Below are 21,105 nucleotides of genomic sequence, written 5' to 3'. Positions count from 1 at the left end.
TTTTATTACGAAGCTTAGACTTGCATTGTGATAAAAACTAACGTATTTCAAATGATAAGCACAATTGAGTGAATGCTAACAATGAATAAATCGTATTTACAAAAGGGACTCTATGCAGCTGTGTTTACGGTTGCTAGCGTGCAGACTCAGGCAGCGGGTCCTGTTGATTTTTCCAATTTGGTTGAACAAGTCAGCCCAGCTGTCGTAAGCGTGAATGTGGTTAAAAAGCTTAGTCAAGAAGAGCTTTTGCAGCAACAAGTCCCAGAAATATTACGACGCTTTTTCGGTAATCAGGTGGTTATTCCGCAGCAAAAAATGCCGCAAGAAAAGACCGGTTATGGAAGCGCATTCTTTATTAGTAAAGATGGTTATCTGTTAACCAATCACCATGTGGTAGAAGATGCCTCGAAAGTCACCATCGTACTGAATGACCGCCGTGAAATTGATGCCACAGTGGTGGGTAGTGATGAGCGGACTGACGTGGCTTTGTTAAAGGTCAAAGGTTCAAATTTTCCTGAGCTACGCACAGGCAATGTTGACCGTTTACGTGTAGGTGAGCCAGTGTTGGCCATTGGTTCACCATTTGGCTTCGACTATTCAGCTTCGGCAGGAATCGTTAGTGCTAAAATGCGTAATATGATGGGAGAAACCTCGGTTCCATTCATTCAAACTGACGTGGCATTGAACCCGGGTAATTCTGGTGGTCCATTATTTAATCAGTCTGGTGAAGTGGTCGGGGTAAATTCTCGTATCTTTAGTGGTACAGGCGGTTATATGGGGTTATCGTTCTCGATTCCCATTGATGTTGCAATGGATGTTGCAGACCAATTAAAGAAAAACGGCAAGGTAACACGTGCTTATTTAGGCGTCATGCTACAAGATATCGATCGTAATCTTGCAGAGTCTTATAACCTTTCAAAACCAGAAGGTTCTTTGATTACTCAAGTTGCACCAAATTCACCTGCTGCAAAAGCTGGCTTTAAAGTGGGTGATGTCATTTTGAAGTTTAATGGCACACCAATTTCACGTACAGGCGAACTGCTGAATTATCTTAATCGTACAGGTCCAAATCAAAGTATTCAGCTTGAAGTACTGCGTGATGATAAACGCCAAAATATTTCAGCAACCTTGATCACAGCACCAGATGATACGCCTGCAAAAGCTGAAACGACATCTGTGAAAAAAGGTCCAGTGATTGGGGTGTCAATTCGCAACTTAAACGCAGATGAATTAAAACAACTGAGTCTAAAAGGCGGTGTCTTAATTCAAGATGTACGTGCAGGAGGTATAGCTTCACAAGCACGAATTCAGCCGGGGGATGTTGTCACCCAAGTTAATAATAAAGTCGTAAACAATGCTGAAGATTTTGTGAAAGTTATTTCTGAGTTGAAAAATGGTAGCATTGCACGTGTTTCTTTGATTCGTCAGGGACAGCGTGCGATTGTGGGCATGCGTATTCAGTAATGAGTTACTAAATGAAAACCACTCCAAGCGAGTGGTTTTTTAACTTTAGCGTTTTTGCAATTCACCCTTAGATAAAAATGGGTAGACTGTGGGCCACAATTTAAAATTTGCAGGACGCTATGAGCGATATCTTTGATTTAAAAATTACAGTTCAAGCTGAACATATCGACACATTAAATCATGTGAATAACGTAGTGTACGTCAGTTGGATGCAAGATGTCGCGACAGCACATATTGAAGCTTTGGGTTTAGGCTTAAAAGAATATATTGAATTGAAGCATGCCATGGTCGCTGTTGAGCATCATGTGCAATATCGTAAAGCAGCGCTCGAAGGTGAGGAGATTATTTTACGAACTTGGCTAAATGATATCAATGCATTGTATTCGTTTCGGCAGTACGTATTTTATCGCCCTAAAGACAAAGCGATATTATTTACAGGCAATACACAGTGGGCATGCATTGAAATTGCTACAGGCCGTCCAAAGCGCATGTCGCCAACATTTACCCAAGCTTATCAACCCATCGCAGATAGCATAAATCCGCTTGATTTTAGTGCTTATGATTTCTGATTTTTAATTGAAACCTCATATTAAAGCGAAGACTAGTTAAGTTCTACAGCCAGGATAAGTGCTTAGCATAAAAGCAATGCATTATTTTCGATACTTTGAAAAATCCATCTGCTATAATCCTCGGCAATTTCTATTCGGCTTTTGCTATGCATAAAGAATTGCATGCATAGCGCTTTTATTTTTCCAAGGTAGCCCATGGCGCAAGCTAAAAAATCTGTTGATATAAAAAACATTCGTAACTTCTCGATCATTGCGCATATCGACCATGGTAAGTCGACGCTTGCCGACCGATTTATTCAAACTTGTGGTGGCCTGCAAGATCGTGAAATGCAGGCACAGGTTCTAGATTCTATGGAATTAGAACGTGAGCGTGGTATTACGATTAAAGCTACGTCTGTGACTTTGTATTACACTCATCCTAACGGTGAAGAATATCAGCTTAACTTTATTGACACACCTGGGCACGTTGACTTTTCTTATGAAGTTTCACGTTCACTGGCTGCATGTGAAGGCGCATTATTGGTGGTCGATGCTGCACAAGGTGTCGAAGCACAGTCTGTTGCTAACTGCTATACGGCAATTGAACAAGGTTTAGAAGTCCTACCTGTTTTAAATAAAATTGATTTGCCGCAAGCAGAGCCAGAGCGTGTTATTCAAGAAATTGAAGACATTATTGGTATCGAAGCGACTGAAGCACCTACATGTTCAGCTAAAACCGGTCTAGGCATTGAAGGGGTGCTTGAAACACTAGTCAATGTCATTCCTGCACCCGAAGGCGATCGTAATGCACCATTACAAGCCTTAATTGTTGACTCTTGGTTCGACAACTATTTGGGCGTGGTTTCTTTAGTTCGTATTAAAGAAGGTCGTGTGCGTAAAGGCGATAAAATGTTGATGAAATCAACTGGTCAAACGCACATCATCACCTCAGTAGGTATTTTTAATCCTAAACATACAGAAACTGACATGCTCGAAGCAGGTGAAGTTGGTTTCGTGATCGCGGGTATTAAGGATATTTTTGGTGCTCCAGTTGGTGATACGATTACCTTGGCAACTACACCAGAAGTTGAAAGCTTACCGGGTTTCAAAAAAGTGAAACCACAGGTCTATGCAGGTTTATTCCCAATCGATTCAAGTGAATTTGAACCGTTCCGTGAGGCGCTGCACAAACTGCAAATTAATGACTCAGCGTTGTTCTTTGAGCCTGAAAGTTCAGATGCACTTGGTTTTGGCTTCCGTTGTGGCTTCTTGGGTATGCTGCACATGGAAATTGTACAAGAACGTTTAGAACGTGAGTATGATCTGGACCTGATTTCTTCAGCACCAACCGTAATTTATGAAGCGGTTATGAAAAATGGTCAAACCATTTATATCGACAGTCCTTCTAAAATGCCTGATGGTTCAACAGTTGAAGACTTACGTGAGCCAATTGCTGAATGTCACATTTTAGTACCGCAAGAATACTTGGGTAATGTGATGACTTTATGTGTTGAACGTCGCGGCGTTCAAAAGAATATGAAGTTTATGGCGAACCAAGTGGCCATTACGTTTGAAATCCCAATGGCTGAAGTTGTTATGGATTTCTTTGATAAATTGAAATCATGTTCACGCGGTTTTGCATCGTTAGATTATAACTTTGTGCGTTTTGAGAGTTCATCTCTAGTTAAGGTGGATGTGTTAATCAACGGTGAAAAAGTTGATGCCTTGGCCATGATTTGCCACCGACAAGATGCTCGCCATCGTGGTATTGCACTTGTGGAAAAAATGAAAGATTTAATTCCACGTCAAATGTTCGATGTGGCTATTCAAGCAGCGATTGGTGCACAAATCATTGCACGTTCAACTGTAAAAGCGATGCGTAAAAACGTTTTGGCTAAATGTTATGGTGGTGACGTGTCGCGTAAGAAGAAACTTCTTGCGAAACAAAAAGAAGGTAAGAAACGTATGAAACAAGTGGGCAGCGTCGAAATCCCACAAGAAGCGTTCCTTGCTGTATTGAAAGTAGAAAGATAATAAATAGAGGTTTATGAGCTTATGGATTTTGACTTTAATTTGATCCTTGTTCCTGCCACAGTCATTTTTTTCTTAATTTGGCTGTTGGATAAGTTTGTCTGGAAGCAACGGCAGACCAAAGGTAAAGGGAATGAAAATGTCGTTATCGCATGGGCTTATGACTTCTGGCCGATTCTAGCGATAGTTTTGGTGATGCGTTCATTCTTATATGAGCCATTTAATATTCCATCAGACTCTATGGTTCCAACTTTAGAGACAGGTGATTTTATTGTGGTGAATAAATATCAGTATGGCGTACGATTACCTATTATAAATAAAAAAATTATTGATGTCGGTGAACCTGAGCGTGGTGATGTCATTGTATTCCGTTATCCACCACAACCAACCATTAGCTATATTAAACGTGTGGTCGGTTTACCAGGTGATCATATTATTTATGATCATGGTCAACTGAGTGTGAATGGTCAGAAAGTGGCAAAAGTTCCAGTTGAATTTAGCCGTGAAAAAGATCAACTCGATACACCTGCATCGATTTATCATAAAGAAACCATGGGTAAGCATACGTTTACCATGCGTGAGCTTGAAGGCGTCAATGTTGCGCGCCAAGCACCATTTATCAACTATGTTGAAAATGGTAAATATTCAACAGAAAATGGTTTATATTGGGAAGTTAAGGTTCCTGAAGGTCACTATTTCGCGATGGGGGATAATCGCGATCAAAGTGCGGACAGTCGTTTTTGGGGCTTTGTGCCTGAAGAAAACCTCACTGGACGGGCTTTTTACAAGTGGATGCATAAGGAACCTGGTTTAAAACTGCCTTCGTTTAGCCGTAATGGCAGTATTGATTAGTCTTACATCAGGAAAATAAAATGAGACATCAACGGGGAACGTCTTATATCGCAATTTTAATTGCTGTGATTGGTTTTGCTTTTTTAGCAAAAGCATTAATTGCGGTTTGGGGACCGTATGTTGACGACCGTCTCGTCAACAATGAAATTGAAGAATTGATGAAGAGCAGTCCTAAAAATATTGCTCCGAGTAAGTTTGAGTCACAAATGTCACAGCGTTTAGATATGAATGGTGTACGTGATTTAAATTTTAAAGATATTGCTCAAGTCACTAATGTAGATGGTCTACAAGTGAAAACAGATTATGAAATAAGAAAACCTTTCTTATTGAATATTGATATTGTGTTGAAGTTCGAGAAAAGTTTTGATCAAAGCTCAGTCCAAGCTAAATGAAGCTCGTTTAGCAAGTCGTATCGGTTATCAGTTTAAACAACCTGAATTGTTACAACTGGCCTTGACCCACCGATCGGTGAGCCATAAATACAATTATGAACGCCTAGAATATCTGGGCGATTCATTGTTGGGTATGATAATTGCCAATTATCTGTACCATGCCTACCCGCATGAAAATGAAGGGCGTCTAACGCGTATGCGTGCGACACTGGTTCGTCAGGAAGCGCTAGGAAAAATTGCCAATGACTTAAAACTCAGTCAAGAATTAATCTTGAGTACAGGTGAGTTGAAATCTGGCGGTCATCATCGTGAGTCTATACTTGCGGATACCGTTGAATCGATCATTGGTGCAATCTATGTCGATTGTCAGGATTTAAAAATTCTGGAACCGATTGTTCTTAAATGGTATGTGCCATATTTAGATCATATTGAACCAACTGATCAACTGAAAGATCCTAAATCACGTTTGCAGGAGTATTTACAAGCACGTAAAAAACCTCTCCCGGTTTACGAGGTTGTAGATATTCAGGGTGATGCTCCGAACCAACATTTTAAAGTTGAATGTACAGTTGAAGGGCTCCCTGTTAAATACGGTGAAGGTTCAAGCCGTCGCTTTGCTGAACAGGCAGTAGCGGCAGAAATCTTAGAAATTTTGGAGAAAAAGTCTTAATGACTACTCATTCCGATCACGTAGATGCTGATCACGAGTCGCAAGGCGACAGTAACGATTTAATTAGTCAGTTTTTTAGTGCACAAGGCACTGAAATTCCTGCCGATTTTAAAAGTGGGTTTGTGGCGATTGTTGGTCGTCCAAACGTGGGTAAATCAACGTTGATGAACCATATTTTGGGTCAAAAACTTTCCATTACCTCTCGTAAACCACAGACCACACGTCATAAAATTGTGGGTATTGACTCACGCGAAAAATCTCAAGCGGTATTTGTAGATACCCCGGGGATGCACAAAAAAGAAGTCCGTGCCATCAATAAAATGATGAACCGTGCGGCACATTCTGCACTTCGTGATGTGAACTTAGTTTTGTTTGTGATTGATGCAGACAAATGGACACAGAATGATGATTTAGTGTTAGAAAAGCTAAAAAATGCCGATATGCCGGTTATTCTTGTGATCAATAAAATTGATACGCTAGAAAATAAAAACCATGCATTACCCTTGATACAAGAGCGTGCAAAATTGATGAATTTTGCAGAAATTGTTCCTGTATCAGCGTTGCGCGGTGCAAATTTAGATCATTTGCGCAGCACGATTGAGAAATATTTACCATTTCAACCACCACTGTATTCACTTGAGCAATTGACTGATCGTTCAGAGCGTTTCCTTGCCTCTGAAATTATCCGTGAAAAAATCATGCGTCAATTGGGGGAAGAGCTTCCTTATGATCTAACCGTTCAAATTGAGTCGTTTAAAACAGAAGAAGCAACAGTTAATCCAAAAACTGGTCGTCCTAAAGCGGCGTGTACCTATATTGATGCGACGATTTTTGTCGATCGCTCTGGCCAAAAAGCCATTGTTATTGGTGAGAAGGGTGCCAAACTGAAGAAAATCGGTATGGATGCACGTGTGGATATGGAAAAAATGTTCGAGCAAAAGATCATGTTGACGCTTTGGGTGAAAGTCAAAGGCGGTTGGTCTGATGATGAGCGTGCATTGAAAAGCTTAGGTTATAGCGATATCTAATCGTTAAATAACAAACTTTGAGGGAAGAGTAATGATGAAAGTATTGGCCGTAGTTGCATGTGTTTTGTTTCTACAAGGGTGTATTCATAAAATCGTTACTGTTCCTGTCAAAGTGGCTTATAAAACCACAAAAGGCGTGGTTAAAGGTACTGCTGCAGTTGTGGGTGCAGTCATTCCAGATGGGGATGAAGATGAAGACGACAAGAAAAAGAAAGACAAGGATTAATATTTCAAATCATGCGTAATGAGATACTGCATGGTTATTTAATTCACCATCGTAAATATCGTGAAAAAAGTCATATTGTGCACTTGTTTACTCAGGAGCATGGTCGAATTGATGGTATTCTCAGGCAAACGCCACCTCCCCAGTATCAACCAATTTGCTTGCAAGCATCTGGTAAGTCCGAACTTAAAAACTTTAGTAAACTCGAAATTGTAAATCAACCGATTTTCTTTTTTGGGGATGCTTTTTTTTCAGGATTTTATCTAAATGAAGTCTTATTGAGGCTATGTCCGTTAGAGGTTGAGATGCATGAGACATTTGCTCAATATGCACACACCTTGGAACAACTTCAATGCATGTCTGTCCAGGCCAACCCTGATCTATTCTTACGGCAAATCCTTAGACAATTTGAGCATGTGCTGCTTGAAGAGTTGGGTTTTGCGTTGGATTTTTCAACTGATGCAAATCAACAGCAAATTCAGCCTCATGAAAATTATCAATTTCATTTAAACGAAGGTTTTCAACCTGTCATTAAAGCCTCACGCGCAACATTGTCAGGTCAACATATTTTAAGTATGTGTGATTATGAAAAAGGTGGGGAATTTAATTCTGAACAGTTACAATTACTGTCTAAGTTGTACCGACAAATGATTACTTCCTTGCTTGGCGATCGTCCATTAAAAAGTCGTCAATTGTGGATACAGAATTATCAAACTCAACGTCATTAGGAAAGAATTATGGCAGCTTTGCTTGGTGTAAATATTGACCATGTGGCAACACTACGAAATGCACGTGGGACAACTTATCCAGATCCTGTGAATGCCGCAATTATTTGTGAGCAAGCGGGGGCGGAAGGGATTACGCTGCATTTACGTGAAGATCGTCGCCATATTAAAGATGATGATGTACGTCGTATGCGTTCTGTATTAAAAACCCATATGAACCTTGAAATGGCAGTGACCAATGAAATGGTTGAATTTGCCAAAGAGATTCAGCCGCATCATGTATGCTTTGTTCCTGAAAAGCGTGAAGAAGTCACGACTGAAGGCGGTCTAGATGTGGTTGGGCATTTTGAAGATGTAAAAAACGCGACTCAAGCACTCGCGGCGATTGGTTGCGAAGTTTCATTATTTATTGATGCTGACTTTGCTCAAATTGATGCAGCGATTGCCTGTGGTGCGCCTACGATTGAGTTGCATACAGGTGCATATGCAGATGCTGAAACACCTGAAGCGCAGAAGGTAGAGCTGGAACGCATTATTCAAGGTGCAGAATATGCCGCATCTAAAGGTTTGATTGTGAATGCTGGCCATGGCTTAAATATTGACAATGTCACTCCGATTGCGCGCATTGCTCAAATTCATGAATTGAATATTGGTCACTCGATTATTGCTGATGCTGTATTTATTGGATTGGCACAGTCTGTAAAACAAATGAAAGCTGCGATTAAATCTGCACGTTAATTTTTAAGTAAAGTATATGTCAAATATTGATTATGATGCCCTAATGAAGCCAGTCATTGGCTTCTTGGGGTGTGAAACACCAAAAGCATGGCTAGATGAAGCTTTAAATAATTTGGATATCCTGATGCAGGATCATGCCAATTGTGAAAAGAAAGCAGCAAGTACAGCAATGAATTTGATGTTTCGTTATAGTTTTTTCTCGGATTTACAAATCAAACTGGCACAGCTAGTACGTGAAGAAATGCTGCACTATGAGCAAGTGCTGGAACTGATGGCAAAACGTGGTCAGGAATGGACTGCAATCAGTGCAGGTCGGTATGCAGGTGGTCTACGCAAAGAAGTGCGGACTTATGAGCCAGAAGCGTTAATTGATATCTTAGTGATTGGCGCATTTGTTGAAGCACGGTCATGTGAGCGTTTCTATGCGCTTGCACCACATGTGGATGAAGAGTTGGGGCGTTACTACCGCTATTTGCTAAAGTCTGAATCACGCCATTATGAGGACTATTTGGCATTAGCCATGGATGTGGCGATGACCAATAAGCTAAAGAACCCGAAAGAAGATATTCAGATGCGTATTGAGCATATTCGTGAAGTTGAAAAAAATCTGATTAGCAGCCCAGATGATTTATTCCGCTTTCATAGTGGTGTGCCAGTCAAAGCAGCTTGATAAAATAATCCTCCAAAATGGGGGATTTTTTATGCACTTAAAATAAACGATAATAAGAATTATTTACAATTGTCTTGGGTGAATCTAAAATGAAACGATCTCTATGAATCAAACAATTTAAGCTCACTTATTCAATATGAAATTACAATTCACTTTACTCTGTATCGCTTTGTGTGCGGTTGGTCAGGCTGAAGCGCATTATCCTTATGTTGCACCTCTAAACTATCAAACATTTAATAATCATAGTGCCATTCTTTCTGGTTTTTATGACAATCCGTTTGTTTCTGAAATAGCCATTAAAAATTTTAATTTCCATGTACATACACCGTCAGGTGAAAAGCTGCATTTAACGGATGCTGATTGGGCAAAAACTCAAACAGTCAGCAGTTATAGTTTAGAAAATAAGCAGGATGGCACGTATCGTATTCGTGGTGAAAAGCAGGGAAGTACAGCGCGTTTTGCTTATGATCAAAAGCAGTGGAAAGCGTTAATCAATGGTGTACGTGATCCTCAAAAAACTGCGAATGCAAATGTCATTTATACAGCCGAGTTGACTAAAAAGTCGCAAATCAAAAGTATTCAAACCCAAGAAATCATTGAAACTTTTGTATCGCGCCGTGTAACGTCTACAAATGTAGTGAATTATTTGCATGATGGTTTTGATGTGCAATTTAGAACCCATCCGAATGCCATTATGCAAAATGAGCCAGTACAACTGAAAGTGCTAGATCAGAAAAAAGCGGTTGCGGGTTTGCAGATTGAAATTTTGCAGCAAACAACGGATTACAGCCGTGAAGGAAAAGTTTATAAAACGCTTAAAACTGATCAAGAAGGAAACTTGAATTTAAACCTAGCAGATCGTGGTCAGTATTTACTGAAAATTGACTATCAGCAGCCTTTTGAAATGAAGGGAGACGCATTAAAACGATATAAATATACTTTGAGCTTTAATGTAATCTAAGGGTAGTTAAATGAGAAAAAGCTCTGCGATTTGCAGAGCTTTTTTATGAAAATGATTTAGCTATCTTTAGGTTCAAGATAAAACATCGATAAACCTATCAATAAAATTAAACTGGTTTGGGTGAAGAAGTGTTTATTAAAACCACCATAATATTGCTGCGAATAGCCTGCAATTAGTAAATAACCCGTTAAATAAAGCAATCGATAATATCGGCTCTCAAAACAATAACAGACACTTGCAAAACATAAAATCAGACAACCAATCACCATATAGTGGATATCCCAAATGATGGTGTTGATTACAAATAAAAGTGCTGAAAGTGCGCCGATAGATAAATTACGAAGGCTTTCAAACCCTTGAAAAATGTGCATCAAAGCTAAAATGAAGAGTGGCAATAGAGCAAGTGCATATTTTATTTTCATACTGTTTTGCGTCATGAGCATATAATTCTGCTGTTTCTCAACAATGGGGCTAGTACTGATGCTTAGGCGAAGCCATTGAAGGGTTAAGTGTTCAGGGGTGTTGGCTTTACCTAAAAATTTGAGTGTGGCTTGCGGTGGAATAATATAATTTTCTTGGAAATCATGGCCATAAAACATCCAAGACTTATTGGTTTCCAATGTGTGATATTGCGTATTTTTTTGAGTTGAGATGTTAAAGAGTTGTCCACTTGCATTTAACCCAGCTTTCATACATGGTGTTTCTTTTTCGTGAACAATACATAACGGAAGTACTGAAATTTCAAGATCTTTTCGTGTTTGTTGCTGACCTGCAAAATCAATACGAACATACAGTTGATCAGATTGGTTTTGCAGTGTAATCGGTGTGCTCGCCCAATATTGTCCTTCTGTCATCTCGTTCAATACAGATTCAGATATTTCCGGAATAGTATTGTGATTTTGAATCTGCTGAGGTGGAATCAACCATTGTAGGCTGCTGTCAAGAAGGGTGTTGGTTTCACTATTATATAAATTGGGTGGCGTTTTGAAATGTTGCTCAATTTCACTTTCGGGTGTGCAGCTCACCAAATAAATTGCAAATGGGCTGATAAAAATTAAAAGAAAAATGAATGCAGTGAGATAGTGTTTTAAGGCAGTTTTATTTGATTCAGCATCAACTTGAATGAACATTTTTTTTATTTTAATGACAATGACTTATAGATTATATGTAAATCATAGGCATTAAAAAAGCCCATTTAAATAAATGGGCTTTAGAATTTGGCTCTCCAACCTGGGCTCGAACCAGGGACCTGCGGATTAACAGTCCGTCGCTCTACCGACTGAGCTATTGGAGAATCTGAATGCGATTATAAGCAGATTTTGAAGAGGGTCAAGCTAAAAATACCAATATGAGGAGAAATGCGTGATAGATGTTTTTTATTTGAACAAAAAGAAGGATTTTTTAGAAAAAATGAATCTTAGGCTTGCAAAGAAAAAATTCAATTGATAGTCTGAATACAACAAAAGAGCGTTTAAACATATGTTTAAACAGTGTGGATTTAAACCCAACTTGCCAGCACTAAAATGGCTAAACAGGAGAAAGCGAATGAATACGCTGACTATTTCTCAGATTTTTTCAAATTTTTCTTTTTACCAAGAAAACTATCTTTCCATTATTAGTAACCAAGAGCAATATCAAACACCTGTCGAAGGTGCATACGTTGACGTTTGGCCTTTGGGTCGACGTGACTTGGCATTGGGTGATTTATTACAACTGTGGTTTAGTGAAAAATGGTTGATCAACACGCCATGTCATTTACGTTTTGAACATCAAGATGATGGCCGTCGTGTGCCTTTGCAACGCAAGCAAGATTTGTATTTATACCAATTGGCAGGTAATGCGTTATCAGGCTCAAATCGTTCTAAAGTATGGTCTATTTCAAAACAACAAGAACTTCGTGTTGAGTTAGAAAGTGCTTTAAAATATTACTGCTTTCAAAAGGGCAGTAATCGCATTGATCTAAGTGAAGGCCAATTAATTCGCGCCTTACATTCAGCAATTTAAGTTTGAACCATCATCTGCTCGCATTGAATTGCGAGCAGAAAAACAAAATATTAAGGACGTATAATCATGCTTGTCGCTGTTGCATGAGCATATATCTTTCCATTGTTATCCATAATTCTGCCTTCTGAAATTGCTAAATTTTTGCTGATATTAATTAAATGGCCTATTGCGGTTAAATCTTGATTTTTAGGGATAGGTCGACACATTTTTATATTGAGATCAATGGTGCCATAGCCTATACCAGCTTCTAATGCCGAGTGTACGACACACCCTGTAACTGTATCTAAGACTGTTGCTGCAAAGCCACCATGCACACCACCAAGGGGATTTAAATGGCGCTGATCGGCTTTTACAACAAACTCTACATTACCTTGCTCAATCTTTTTGGGTTGCATTGGAATAATTTCACTAATGCTTGCAGGTGGAATTTGGCCTTGCATCATTGCCTTTAAAATTTCTAGTCCAGTCATTTCTTTGATGTTCATTGGTAGATCTCTGGATAGGTTAGTTTTGTGGTTATTTTGGGTTCTAAAATGGAACTTATTTAAATAACATAGCTGAAAACGTAAAAAGAATGCAAACCAAAGATTTGAATATGAAGGTTAGTTTTAGGTTTTATCGTTTGGCTTTTTAATATTTAAGTCGATTTGAAGGGAGTCAAATGGGCTGGATGAGCTTTGTTATTTAGTTTGAGCCGCGAAAAAAAATTGATCAAAAGCATGTTGAAGTGAAGCGTATTTATTCTTTTGATGAGTATAAAAAACCCGCGAATATCGCGGGTTTTTTTGATTTGATCTTTAGATCAAATTATTTTTCAGCAGCAATTGAAGCAATCGCAGCATCTACGCCTTCGATTGAATCAGCAGCTTTCTTGATACGTGCAAGCGCATCTACAAGCACTTCGTCTGCAGTTGCATAAGAAATACGCATGTAACCACCTAGACCGAAAGCATCGCCAGGAACTACGGCAACACCAGTTTCTTCCAATAACCATGCTGAGAATTCTGTGCAAGATTTTAAACCTTTCGCACGAATCAATGGGCGAATGTTTGCATATGCATAGAATGCACCATCAGCTGGAAGGCAAGTAATACCGTTGATGTCGTTCAAACCTTTTACAACTAAGTCGTGACGACGTTTGAATGCTTCAATCATTGGCTCAAGAACGTCTTGAGGGCCATTTAATGCAGCTTCTGCAGCAACTTGTGAAATAGAAGTTGGGTTTGAAGTTGATTGAGATTGGATTTTTTTCATCGCAGCGATCAGTTTAGCAGGGCCCGCTGCGTAGCCAATACGCCAGCCAGTCATTGCATAAGCTTTAGATACACCGTTAAGAACGATTACGCGATCGTAAAGGTCTGGTGCAACTGTTGCGATGTTGTAGAATTCGTCGTCCCAACGGATTGGTTCGTACATGTCATCAGAAGCAACTAAAACTTCTGGGTATTTACGTAGTACGTCAGCTAAAGCAAGCAATTCTTCTTTAGTGTAGATCATACCTGTTGGGTTAGAAGGGCTGTTTAGAACCACTAAACGAGTTTTGTCAGTGATTGCAGCTTCTAATTGAGCAGGCGTAATTTTGAAACGTTGGTCTTCACCACATTTCACGATTACAGGAGTACCTTCAGCAATGATCACCATGTCTGGGTAGCTTACCCAGTAAGGAGCAGGGATAATTACTTCGTCACCTTTGTTTAACAAAGCAAGTGCCAAGTTAAAGAAAGATTGTTTACCACCACAAGAAACCAAGATTTGGTTTGCAGCGTAATCAAGGTTATTGTCGCGTTTTAATTTAGCAATAATTGCTTTTTTAAGACCTGGAGTACCGTCAACAGCTGTATATTTAGTGAAGCCATTGTTGATAGCAGCAATTGCAGCATCTTTGATGTGTTGTGGGGTATCGAAATCCGGTTCACCTGCGCCTAAACCAATTACGTTTTTACCAGCAGCTTTCAATTCAGCAGCTTTGTTAGTAACAGCAAGTGTAGGGGACGGTTTGATGCTATTTACACGATCAGACAGACGTACGTCCACGGCAGTATTCCTTCTTATAGGGATTAAAAAATAAAAAGCACACTATCTTAGCTTAAATGCACAGTAATGGGGAGTGGCAAAATCAACAATGTGCAAAAAAGTGTGATATTCCATCCTAACCCTATAATTGAGAAAATTTACATTGAGTTACTTAAATTTTTAATCAAATTTTATAGCAAATTCTTAAAGTCACGGACAAAAATAGGGCATAAAAAAGGCCACAACATGTGTGACCATTTTTAATAAAATTTTGTGCTTCAAATACTTTGCTTATTGAACAAAACGCGATAAATCTTCTTCAGGGCGAGCAGTTAGCACTTCTACACCATTTTTTGTTACAAGTAGCGTGTGTTCGTACTGTGCAGACAAGCTATGATCTTTAGTCACGACAGTCCATTTATCGCCAAGAAGTTTGGTTTTCCAGTCGCCACCATTCACCATTGGTTCAATCGTGAATGTCATGCCTTCTTCTAAGATCATGCCTGTATTTGGTTGACCATAGTGTAAAACTTGTGGTTCGTCATGGAAAACGGTACCAATACCATGACCACAATATTCACGTACAACACCAAAACGTTCTGATTCAACATATTGTTGAATAGCATGGCCGATATCACCCATGGTTGCGCCTGGTTTTACCACCGCCATACCACGGTACATGGCTTCTTGGGCAACTTTGCATAAACGGTTCGCTAAAATAGATGTTTCACCACCCACGATATACATCATGTTGGTATCACCGTGGTAACCATCTTTAATCACAGTGACATCGATGTTTAAAATGTCACCTTTTTTTAACTTTTTGCTTTCAGATGGAATACCGTGACACACCACATGGTTCACTGAAGTACAGATTACGTGCTGAAATGCTGGACGACCTGGCGCAGCGCCATAACCTAGACATGCAGGAATAGCTTCTTGTTTATTGACAATATAGTCATGACAAATCGTATCAAGTTCGAGGGTAGTCACACCTGGAACAATATGCGGTTTGATCATATCCAAAACTTCTGCCGCCAGTCGACCCGCGACGCGCATTTTTTCAATTTCGTCAGGCGTTTTAATTAATCGACGTGGAGCTTCGTAAGTACTGTTCATGATCTCTAAAAACTTTTGGAAATTTGTATGTGACTATGGTATAAATAGCCGCCCATTTTATCAAATGCTTTTTCGTGAATATCTTTCACGAGCTTTGTGCGATGGGGCAATAAAATCCGCACATATATCGACACATTTCTCTGGGTGCCTTTTTAGGTGGAGAATGCGGGTATATGGAGGCCTAACCCAAACTTTAAGGTAAAGAAAATGGCAGATTACAACGTAAGCATGCGCGACCTTCTTCAAGCAGGCGCACACTTCGGTCACCAAACACGTTTTTGGAATCCAAAAATGCGCGAATACATCTTCGGCGCGCGCAACAAAATTCACATCATCAACCTTGAGCACACTGTTCCTGCGTTAAATGATGCTTTGAACTTTGCTAACAACTTGGCTAGCAAAAAGAACAAAGTTTTGTTCGTTGGTACAAAACGTGCAGCTTCTGCAATCATCCGTGAACAAGCTCAACGTGCAGGTCAACCATATGTTGATCACCGCTGGTTGGGTGGTATGTTGACTAACTGGAAAACTCTTCGCCAGTCAATCAACCGTCTAAAAGACCTTCAAACTCAATCTACTGACGGTACTTTCGCTAAACTTACTAAACGTGAAGCTTTAGAACGTACTCGTGAGATGGAAAAACTTGAACGCGCTCTTGGCGGCGTTAAAAACATGGGTGGTTTACCTGACGCATTATTCGTAATCGATGTTGATCACGAAGCAATTGCAATTAAAGAAGCTAAAAACCTTGGTATTCCTGTTATCGGTATCGTTGATACAAACTCTAACCCAGACAACGTAGACTACGTTATCCCTGGTAACGACGATGCGATCCGTGCAGTTACTCTTTACGCTTCTGCTATGGCTGATGCGATTCTTGCTGGTAAAGAATATGCTCAATCACAAGCAAATGCACAAGCTAAAGGCGAAGAAGCTCCTGCTTCTGAGGCTTAATGCGTTTGACGTAAGCTTGTCATTTTTGCGACACGTGATGGTGGCAAAGTAAGCGTCATGTATGCAGACGGCCCAAGAGACAGCTCTGGGCCGTTTCTGTTCTAAAAAAAGAATTCATTTTCTACCGTATTTAGGAGATTAACATGACTGCAGTTACAGCAAGCATGGTTAAAGAATTGCGCGATCGTACTGGTCTTGCAATGATGGAATGTAAAAAAGCATTAACAGAAGCGGGCGGTGACATCGAATTAGCGATCGACAACCTTCGTAAATCTGGTCAAGCTAAAGCTGCTAAAAAAGCAGGTAACATTGCTGCTGACGGCGCGATCACTATCGCTCAAGAAGGTAATAAAGCAATTCTTTTAGAAGTTAACTGTCAAACTGACTTCGTTGCTAAAGACGAAAACTTTGCTGGTTTCTCTGCTAAAGTTGCTGCTGCTGCGCTTGCTGCTGGTGTAACTGACGTTGCTCAAATTGCTGAATTGAAACTTGAAGATGGTGCTACTGTTGAAGAAGCTCGTATCGCGCTTGTTCAAAAAATCGGTGAAAACATCCAAGTACGTCGTGCTCAAATCGTTGAAGGCGACAACCTTGCAGTTTACAAACACGGTTTAAAAATCGGTGTTGTAGTTGCATACGCTGGTGATGCTGAAACTGGTAAAGGTTTGGCTATGCACATCGCTGCATTCAACCCAGTTGCTGTAAACGAAGCTGGCGTTTCTGCTGAACTTATCGCTAAAGAAAAAGAAATTGCTGAAGCGAAAGCAATTGAATCTGGTAAACCAGCAAACATCGTTGAAAAAATGGTAACTGGTTCAGTTCAGAAATACTTGAACGAAGTTGTTCTTGAGAACCAAATGTACGTTATCGACAACGATAAGAAAGTTGCAGAAGTTCTTAAAGCAACTGGTACTACTGTTGCTAACTTCGTACGTTTCGAAGTTGGTGAAGGTATTGAGAAAAAAGCTGAACTTTCTTTCGCTGAAGAAGTTGCTGCTGCTCAAGCTGCTGCAAAATAATCTCTGATTATTTGTAGAAAAAAGCCCTCGTTTTAGAGGGCTTTTTTTATGGTTGTAGCTTTACTGATTTCAAAGCTATTTAAACTTTATATTGTGTGCATTCTTGTGCATAGATTCTATTTTTATCCATATTAATGACTATAATGAGTTGAAAATTTAGATTTAAACTATCTTATGGCAAACAAAACAAATTTAACCATCGGCGGAATTATTGTTGCGCTTACAGCCGCTTATTTCGGAATCGATTTACAACAACAAAAATCTGCACCAGTTCAGACGACAGCGGAACAAAACGCACAGCCACAAATAGAATCAGTACAACCTGTAGATGCTCAACAAAAAGGGCAGAGTGCTGAAGATGTTATTGCGCATGCATTTAAAAATAAACTCAGTAATGTTCAGGTTGAGGGTACAGGTCGAGTGAAAGCGGTACTTCGAGATGATAATGAAGGTAGTCGCCATCAAAAGTTCATTTTGACCTTAAATAATGGTCAAACCCTTTTAGTTGCACATAATATCGATCTAGCCCCACGAATTGATAACTTGCAAAAAGGCGATACAGTTCAATTTTACGGTGAATACGAATATTCAGATAAGGGTGGTGTGATGCATTGGACACATCACGATCCGAATGGACGTCATCAGGATGGTTGGTTAAAGCATCAAGGTAAAACGTATCAATAAAAATCACGTAGTCATTTTTAACTTTAGCCATTTAAATGATCATGATTCAGATGATGCTATCAACATAAAATTGGATTAATCATATTGAGTAAAAGCCAGTGTTTAAACACTGGCTTTTTGGTCGTATAAATAGAAAAAATGATTGGAAAAACTAAAGATAAATACACCTATAAACAATAGGGTTTTAAGCATCGAATATGAAGAAAACTGATGTGGAAGAAGTGAAAAAGAGATCTATGAAATTAATCATGCTTTAAATGCTCTTTATTTGCGATTTATGGCGTGTTTTCCAATTACCAAGTACTTTGCCTGCAAATGTATCTAAACACCAAATAGGGCCAATGAGGAGGAATTGGAGATCTTTGAAAAAAGAGGGCTTTTTACCTTCAATTTTATGACCATAAAATTGACCAATCCATGCGAATACAAAGAGTGCGATATAAAAGCCATATCCAACTGGTAACACCCAAATTAGCCATGCCATGATTAACGTTAACGCGGCCATTGCAACAGCAAGCACAATGTCTAAACGTGCGTAAAAGATAAATGCTAAGGCAAGTAAGACAGCAGTAAGTAGCGCGCTAAAATGCGCCAATATGCCAACGATTGAAAAATAAATCGTGGGTACGCAAATCCAGTGAATCATTTTATTGGTTTTATTTTGATGACTTTCGCTGTATTCATCAAACCATTCGTTGATTGTTTTCATGATAGTCCTTAATCATGGGGAAGGACTCCAATATAAACAAGAATGCGGGAAGGGTCAAAATCAGGATTACTGATGATTTGAAAGACTAAGAGGCTTCAAATAAAAAACCACGCTAGGCGTGGTCTGTTAAATGCAGTCACTTCATGGGAGAATTAAGAATTTGGACCGTCTACGCGCTCAATGCTCACATTTGCAGTACCCGCACTGGTAATACCCAGTTGCTTAGCAGCACCATAAGATAAATCGAGAACACGATTGCCATGGAATGGACCACGGTCATTTACTTTCACCACGACGCTTTTACCATTATTGCGATTCGTAACACGAATAAAGCAATTAAGTGGCAGGCTACGATGTGCTGCTGTAAGTGCGTTCATGTCAAACGTTTCACCACTTGCTGTTTTACGACCGTGGAATTGACGACCGTACCAAGAAGCAGTACCTGTTTGAGTGAACTTACGAACAGTATTCGATGCAACAGTATTTAACTTTTCAATCACTGAAGGCTCATCTTCAGGAATTTCGATTTTAGCAGCGATTGTTTGACGACGAATTTTATCGCCAGAACGCTCAGTGATTGAAAGGCTACTTAAATTCGTAAAGTTTGAATTGAAGCTTTGAGCTTCTTTATTCAATACACGAGCTGCAAGACGCGAGTTGTCATTATCATGATTGAATGATGATGACTGAACCATCTCAGCTTGTGACTGACTTAGCGCAACTGCCGTGGCAACCGCTAAGGCATATTTAATAATTGATGACTGCATTGTTTATCTCCCAATGGCATATTTACTGGTTCAACTAAGTCGCTGATATCCATGTAAACACGTCTGATATTTCACTTTTGCAACTATATTTAACGAGATGGATAATATTCATGCCATCAATAGGCTGTCTAGTGTTTAATTAAAATACTTTGAAAATGTCTAAAAAATTAACAATAGTTGGTTAAAAAATAATCAATAATGTAACAATGTGTGTAAAATGTCGAATAAATGCTCATTTTGGTGAAAATATTTGTTGACTTTTTTGCTCTATAAGAAAAAACCAGTCTTATCGACTGGTAACTTCAGTGCCTAAAAGCCATAGTGCAGTCGCATACATACGGCTTTTGTTATAGGTTGTAATGACCTGAAAATTTGGATAAGTGATGTAATAAATTGGTCCATAACTATCTTGCAATTGGATGACATTGACTAAATCGAGATCATCGATTTTTACCAATGGATTCATAGGGGTTACACCTTGAGCCTTGAGTACACCATAGGGTGTTGGCTGGTTTAAATCCTTTGCAATAATAGCATCTGGGTTGTTTCCGCTATAGCGAGCAGCAAAAGCAATCGGTTGATTACGCTGCCAACCATAATTTGCTAAATAATTTGCAATTGAACCAATGGCATCGACAGCTGAATTACGCAGGTCAACATGACCATTGCCATCGTAGTCCACACCAAATTTTGGAATGTTACTTGGCATAAATTGAGGATAACCCACAGCACCTGCATATGAACCGACGACAGAGTTGGTTGGAACACCATCTTTATATGACCAAGCAATCAGTGCAGCAAGTTCATCTTGGAAATATTGCGCACGGCGTTCATAGCCAAAACCAAGGGTCGCCAAAGCATCACGGGTGATAAAATTACCTTTATTGCTGCCATAGCCTGTTTCAACACCCAAAATGCCTAAAATCACGGATTGAGGCACACCAAATTGTTGTTCTGCACGATTTAAAGTGTCGGCATATTGATTTTTGAAGCGAACGCCGCGTTGAATTGTACTTTCAGCTAAAAAATTGGTTTTGTATTGGTACCAAGGCTTTGATTCACCAGGTCTATTCATAATGCTAATAATGTTGGGTAGGTTTTTACTGCCTTGCATTGCCCAATCAATTTGATTTTCACTCAGACCATAGGTTTGCATTGCATTTTGTTTAAAGCTTGCATATGCCGGATGAGATTGGAAGTCGTTAGCCTGACAAAAACTGGTCAGTGAAATTGAACCGGCCATAATGGCAATATGTGATAGTTTTTTATAAAAATTTCGATTTAGCATAAATAAAAAATTTCCAGTTGCTTTAGCGATGAGTATGAACAAAATTTCGAGGGGAAAAGATCCTGAAAATTGTGATGACCTTCTGGTTTCATAGCTCATTAAAGGTAAACGTTACCAATAGCAACTAAGATACCACTGACAGCGCATGCTTTCATAAATAGATATACAAAAAAAGACAAAGCAAAGGGTTTTTTCGCAGTTAACATATTGAAAAGTGACATATTCATTTACATAACTTGCAAATAT

The 21,105-nt window shown here is 39.4% G+C and carries 23 protein-coding genes and 1 tRNA gene; 16 read left to right on the top strand and 8 right to left on the bottom strand.

Annotation, left to right across the window (positions count from 1 at the left end):
- Positions 1–81 precede the first annotated feature (81 nt).
- The 12 genes from FTU02_RS04400 to FTU02_RS04345 all read left to right on the top strand — a co-directional run bounded on the left by FTU02_RS04400 (position 82) and on the right by FTU02_RS04345 (position 10,302).
- The gene (locus FTU02_RS04400; protein WP_111883975.1) at positions 82–1,464 is read left to right on the top strand and encodes a Do family serine endopeptidase; all 1,383 of its coding nucleotides are present in this window, start codon (positions 82–84) and stop codon (positions 1,462–1,464) included.
- A 119-nt stretch (positions 1,465–1,583) separates the two neighbouring features.
- The gene (locus tag FTU02_RS04395) at positions 1,584–2,033 is read left to right on the top strand and encodes a thioesterase family protein (RefSeq protein ID WP_180003252.1); all 450 of its coding nucleotides are present in this window, start codon (positions 1,584–1,586) and stop codon (positions 2,031–2,033) included.
- Positions 2,034–2,228: 195 nt separating this feature from the next.
- Complete coding sequence (lepA, locus tag FTU02_RS04390; RefSeq protein ID WP_111883977.1) at positions 2,229–4,046, top strand: translation elongation factor 4; 1,818 nt, start codon at positions 2,229–2,231, stop codon at positions 4,044–4,046.
- A gap of 21 nt (positions 4,047–4,067) precedes the next feature.
- Positions 4,068–4,895, top strand: a complete 828-nt coding sequence (gene lepB, locus FTU02_RS04385; protein WP_180156028.1) for a signal peptidase I — start codon at positions 4,068–4,070, stop codon at positions 4,893–4,895.
- Positions 4,896–4,915: 20 nt separating this feature from the next.
- Positions 4,916–5,287, top strand: coding sequence for a DUF4845 domain-containing protein (locus tag FTU02_RS04380; protein ID WP_078192003.1), 372 nt, complete (start codon positions 4,916–4,918; stop codon positions 5,285–5,287).
- Positions 5,259–5,957: a ribonuclease III gene (rnc, locus tag FTU02_RS04375; RefSeq protein ID WP_111883979.1), complete on the top strand. Its 699-nt coding sequence runs from the start codon at positions 5,259–5,261 to the stop codon at positions 5,955–5,957. The genes FTU02_RS04380 and rnc overlap by 29 nt, the downstream gene beginning before the upstream one ends.
- Positions 5,957–6,985, top strand: coding sequence for a GTPase Era (gene era, locus FTU02_RS04370; protein WP_067765139.1), 1,029 nt, complete (start codon positions 5,957–5,959; stop codon positions 6,983–6,985). Before rnc ends, era begins: the two co-directional genes overlap by 1 nt.
- A 31-nt stretch (positions 6,986–7,016) precedes the next feature.
- Positions 7,017–7,211: an NF038104 family lipoprotein gene (locus FTU02_RS04365; RefSeq protein ID WP_078192000.1), complete on the top strand. Its 195-nt coding sequence runs from the start codon at positions 7,017–7,019 to the stop codon at positions 7,209–7,211.
- Between the two features lie 8 nt (positions 7,212–7,219).
- Positions 7,220–7,936, top strand: a complete 717-nt coding sequence (recO, locus tag FTU02_RS04360) for a DNA repair protein RecO (protein WP_180126509.1) — start codon at positions 7,220–7,222, stop codon at positions 7,934–7,936.
- A 9-nt stretch (positions 7,937–7,945) separates the two neighbouring features.
- Complete coding sequence (gene pdxJ, locus FTU02_RS04355) at positions 7,946–8,671, top strand: pyridoxine 5'-phosphate synthase (RefSeq protein WP_180101967.1); 726 nt, start codon at positions 7,946–7,948, stop codon at positions 8,669–8,671.
- A gap of 16 nt (positions 8,672–8,687) precedes the next feature.
- Positions 8,688–9,341, top strand: coding sequence for a tRNA-(ms[2]io[6]A)-hydroxylase (locus FTU02_RS04350; protein ID WP_180003242.1), 654 nt, complete (start codon positions 8,688–8,690; stop codon positions 9,339–9,341).
- 136 nt (positions 9,342–9,477) lie between these two features.
- On the top strand, positions 9,478–10,302 hold the full coding sequence (locus FTU02_RS04345; protein WP_180156026.1) for a DUF4198 domain-containing protein: 825 nt from the start codon (positions 9,478–9,480) through the stop codon (positions 10,300–10,302).
- 56 nt (positions 10,303–10,358) lie between these two features.
- On the opposite strand, the gene FTU02_RS04340 is transcribed toward FTU02_RS04345, so the two are convergent.
- On the bottom strand, positions 10,359–11,432 hold the full coding sequence (locus FTU02_RS04340; RefSeq protein ID WP_180156024.1) for a hypothetical protein: 1,074 nt from the start codon (positions 11,430–11,432) through the stop codon (positions 10,359–10,361).
- Between the two features lie 88 nt (positions 11,433–11,520).
- Positions 11,521–11,596, bottom strand: a tRNA-Asn gene (locus FTU02_RS04335).
- 251 nt (positions 11,597–11,847) lie between these two features.
- Here FTU02_RS04335 and FTU02_RS04330 point away from each other — a divergent pair.
- The gene (locus FTU02_RS04330) at positions 11,848–12,306 is read left to right on the top strand and encodes a hypothetical protein (RefSeq protein ID WP_180156022.1); all 459 of its coding nucleotides are present in this window, start codon (positions 11,848–11,850) and stop codon (positions 12,304–12,306) included.
- A gap of 50 nt (positions 12,307–12,356) precedes the next feature.
- On the opposite strand, the gene FTU02_RS04325 is transcribed toward FTU02_RS04330, so the two are convergent.
- The 3 genes from FTU02_RS04325 to map form a co-directional block, all read right to left on the bottom strand.
- Positions 12,357–12,791, bottom strand: a complete 435-nt coding sequence (locus FTU02_RS04325; RefSeq protein WP_180156020.1) for a PaaI family thioesterase — start codon at positions 12,789–12,791, stop codon at positions 12,357–12,359.
- 322 nt (positions 12,792–13,113) lie between these two features.
- Positions 13,114–14,340, bottom strand: a complete 1,227-nt coding sequence (locus FTU02_RS04320; protein WP_180156018.1) for a pyridoxal phosphate-dependent aminotransferase — start codon at positions 14,338–14,340, stop codon at positions 13,114–13,116.
- A gap of 270 nt (positions 14,341–14,610) precedes the next feature.
- Positions 14,611–15,438, bottom strand: coding sequence for a type I methionyl aminopeptidase (gene map, locus FTU02_RS04315; protein WP_078191991.1), 828 nt, complete (start codon positions 15,436–15,438; stop codon positions 14,611–14,613).
- A 207-nt stretch (positions 15,439–15,645) separates the two neighbouring features.
- Between map and rpsB the strand changes: the two genes are divergently transcribed.
- From rpsB to FTU02_RS04300, 3 genes are all read left to right on the top strand, one after another.
- A complete protein-coding gene (gene rpsB, locus FTU02_RS04310) occupies positions 15,646–16,392 on the top strand; it encodes a 30S ribosomal protein S2 (protein ID WP_078190314.1) in 747 nt (248 codons plus the stop codon).
- Positions 16,393–16,535: 143 nt separating this feature from the next.
- Positions 16,536–17,411, top strand: coding sequence for a translation elongation factor Ts (tsf, locus tag FTU02_RS04305; protein WP_180066391.1), 876 nt, complete (start codon positions 16,536–16,538; stop codon positions 17,409–17,411).
- 174 nt (positions 17,412–17,585) lie between these two features.
- A complete protein-coding gene (locus FTU02_RS04300) occupies positions 17,586–18,095 on the top strand; it encodes a DUF3465 domain-containing protein (protein WP_180156016.1) in 510 nt (169 codons plus the stop codon).
- A 253-nt stretch (positions 18,096–18,348) separates the two neighbouring features.
- On the opposite strand, the gene FTU02_RS04295 is transcribed toward FTU02_RS04300, so the two are convergent.
- The 3 genes from FTU02_RS04295 to mltB form a co-directional block, all read right to left on the bottom strand.
- On the bottom strand, positions 18,349–18,804 hold the full coding sequence (locus tag FTU02_RS04295; protein WP_180156014.1) for a DUF962 domain-containing protein: 456 nt from the start codon (positions 18,802–18,804) through the stop codon (positions 18,349–18,351).
- 152 nt (positions 18,805–18,956) lie between these two features.
- Positions 18,957–19,571, bottom strand: a complete 615-nt coding sequence (locus FTU02_RS04290; RefSeq protein WP_078190310.1) for a septal ring lytic transglycosylase RlpA family protein — start codon at positions 19,569–19,571, stop codon at positions 18,957–18,959.
- Positions 19,572–19,857: 286 nt separating this feature from the next.
- Complete coding sequence (gene mltB, locus FTU02_RS04285; protein ID WP_078191987.1) at positions 19,858–20,859, bottom strand: lytic murein transglycosylase B; 1,002 nt, start codon at positions 20,857–20,859, stop codon at positions 19,858–19,860.
- Between the last annotated feature and the right edge of the window lie 246 nt (positions 20,860–21,105).

The sequence above is a fragment of the Acinetobacter sp. YH12045 genome (assembly GCF_013419925.1).
Classification (GTDB): Bacteria; Pseudomonadota; Gammaproteobacteria; order Pseudomonadales; family Moraxellaceae; genus Acinetobacter; species Acinetobacter amyesii.
The sequence above is the reverse complement of the archived record's forward strand: the minus strand, read 5'-3'. Positions and strand labels throughout refer to the sequence as shown.

Bases quoted from the DNA above. Each gene is read 5' to 3' on its own strand.
- map (WP_078191991.1), bottom strand. From the start codon at position 15,438: ATGAACAGTACTTACGAAGCTCCACGTCGATTAATTAAAACGCCTGAC.
- FTU02_RS04350 (WP_180003242.1), top strand. From the start codon at position 8,688: ATGTCAAATATTGATTATGATGCCCTAATGAAGCCAGTCATTGGCTTC.
- FTU02_RS04295 (WP_180156014.1), bottom strand. From the start codon at position 18,804: ATGAAAACAATCAACGAATGGTTTGATGAATACAGCGAAAGTCATCAA.
- lepB (WP_180156028.1), top strand. From the start codon at position 4,068: ATGGATTTTGACTTTAATTTGATCCTTGTTCCTGCCACAGTCATTTTT.
- pdxJ (WP_180101967.1), top strand. From the start codon at position 7,946: ATGGCAGCTTTGCTTGGTGTAAATATTGACCATGTGGCAACACTACGA.
- tsf (WP_180066391.1), top strand. From the start codon at position 16,536: ATGACTGCAGTTACAGCAAGCATGGTTAAAGAATTGCGCGATCGTACT.
- mltB (WP_078191987.1), bottom strand. From the start codon at position 20,859: ATGCTAAATCGAAATTTTTATAAAAAACTATCACATATTGCCATTATG.
- era (WP_067765139.1), top strand. From the start codon at position 5,957: ATGACTACTCATTCCGATCACGTAGATGCTGATCACGAGTCGCAAGGC.
- FTU02_RS04300 (WP_180156016.1), top strand. From the start codon at position 17,586: ATGGCAAACAAAACAAATTTAACCATCGGCGGAATTATTGTTGCGCTT.
- FTU02_RS04340 (WP_180156024.1), bottom strand. From the start codon at position 11,432: ATGTTCATTCAAGTTGATGCTGAATCAAATAAAACTGCCTTAAAACAC.
- FTU02_RS04365 (WP_078192000.1), top strand. From the start codon at position 7,017: ATGATGAAAGTATTGGCCGTAGTTGCATGTGTTTTGTTTCTACAAGGG.
- FTU02_RS04330 (WP_180156022.1), top strand. From the start codon at position 11,848: ATGAATACGCTGACTATTTCTCAGATTTTTTCAAATTTTTCTTTTTAC.
- FTU02_RS04325 (WP_180156020.1), bottom strand. From the start codon at position 12,791: ATGAACATCAAAGAAATGACTGGACTAGAAATTTTAAAGGCAATGATG.
- FTU02_RS04395 (WP_180003252.1), top strand. From the start codon at position 1,584: ATGAGCGATATCTTTGATTTAAAAATTACAGTTCAAGCTGAACATATC.
- lepA (WP_111883977.1), top strand. From the start codon at position 2,229: ATGGCGCAAGCTAAAAAATCTGTTGATATAAAAAACATTCGTAACTTC.
- FTU02_RS04345 (WP_180156026.1), top strand. From the start codon at position 9,478: ATGAAATTACAATTCACTTTACTCTGTATCGCTTTGTGTGCGGTTGGT.
- FTU02_RS04380 (WP_078192003.1), top strand. From the start codon at position 4,916: ATGAGACATCAACGGGGAACGTCTTATATCGCAATTTTAATTGCTGTG.
- FTU02_RS04400 (WP_111883975.1), top strand. From the start codon at position 82: ATGAATAAATCGTATTTACAAAAGGGACTCTATGCAGCTGTGTTTACG.
- FTU02_RS04290 (WP_078190310.1), bottom strand. From the start codon at position 19,571: ATGCAGTCATCAATTATTAAATATGCCTTAGCGGTTGCCACGGCAGTT.
- rpsB (WP_078190314.1), top strand. From the start codon at position 15,646: ATGGCAGATTACAACGTAAGCATGCGCGACCTTCTTCAAGCAGGCGCA.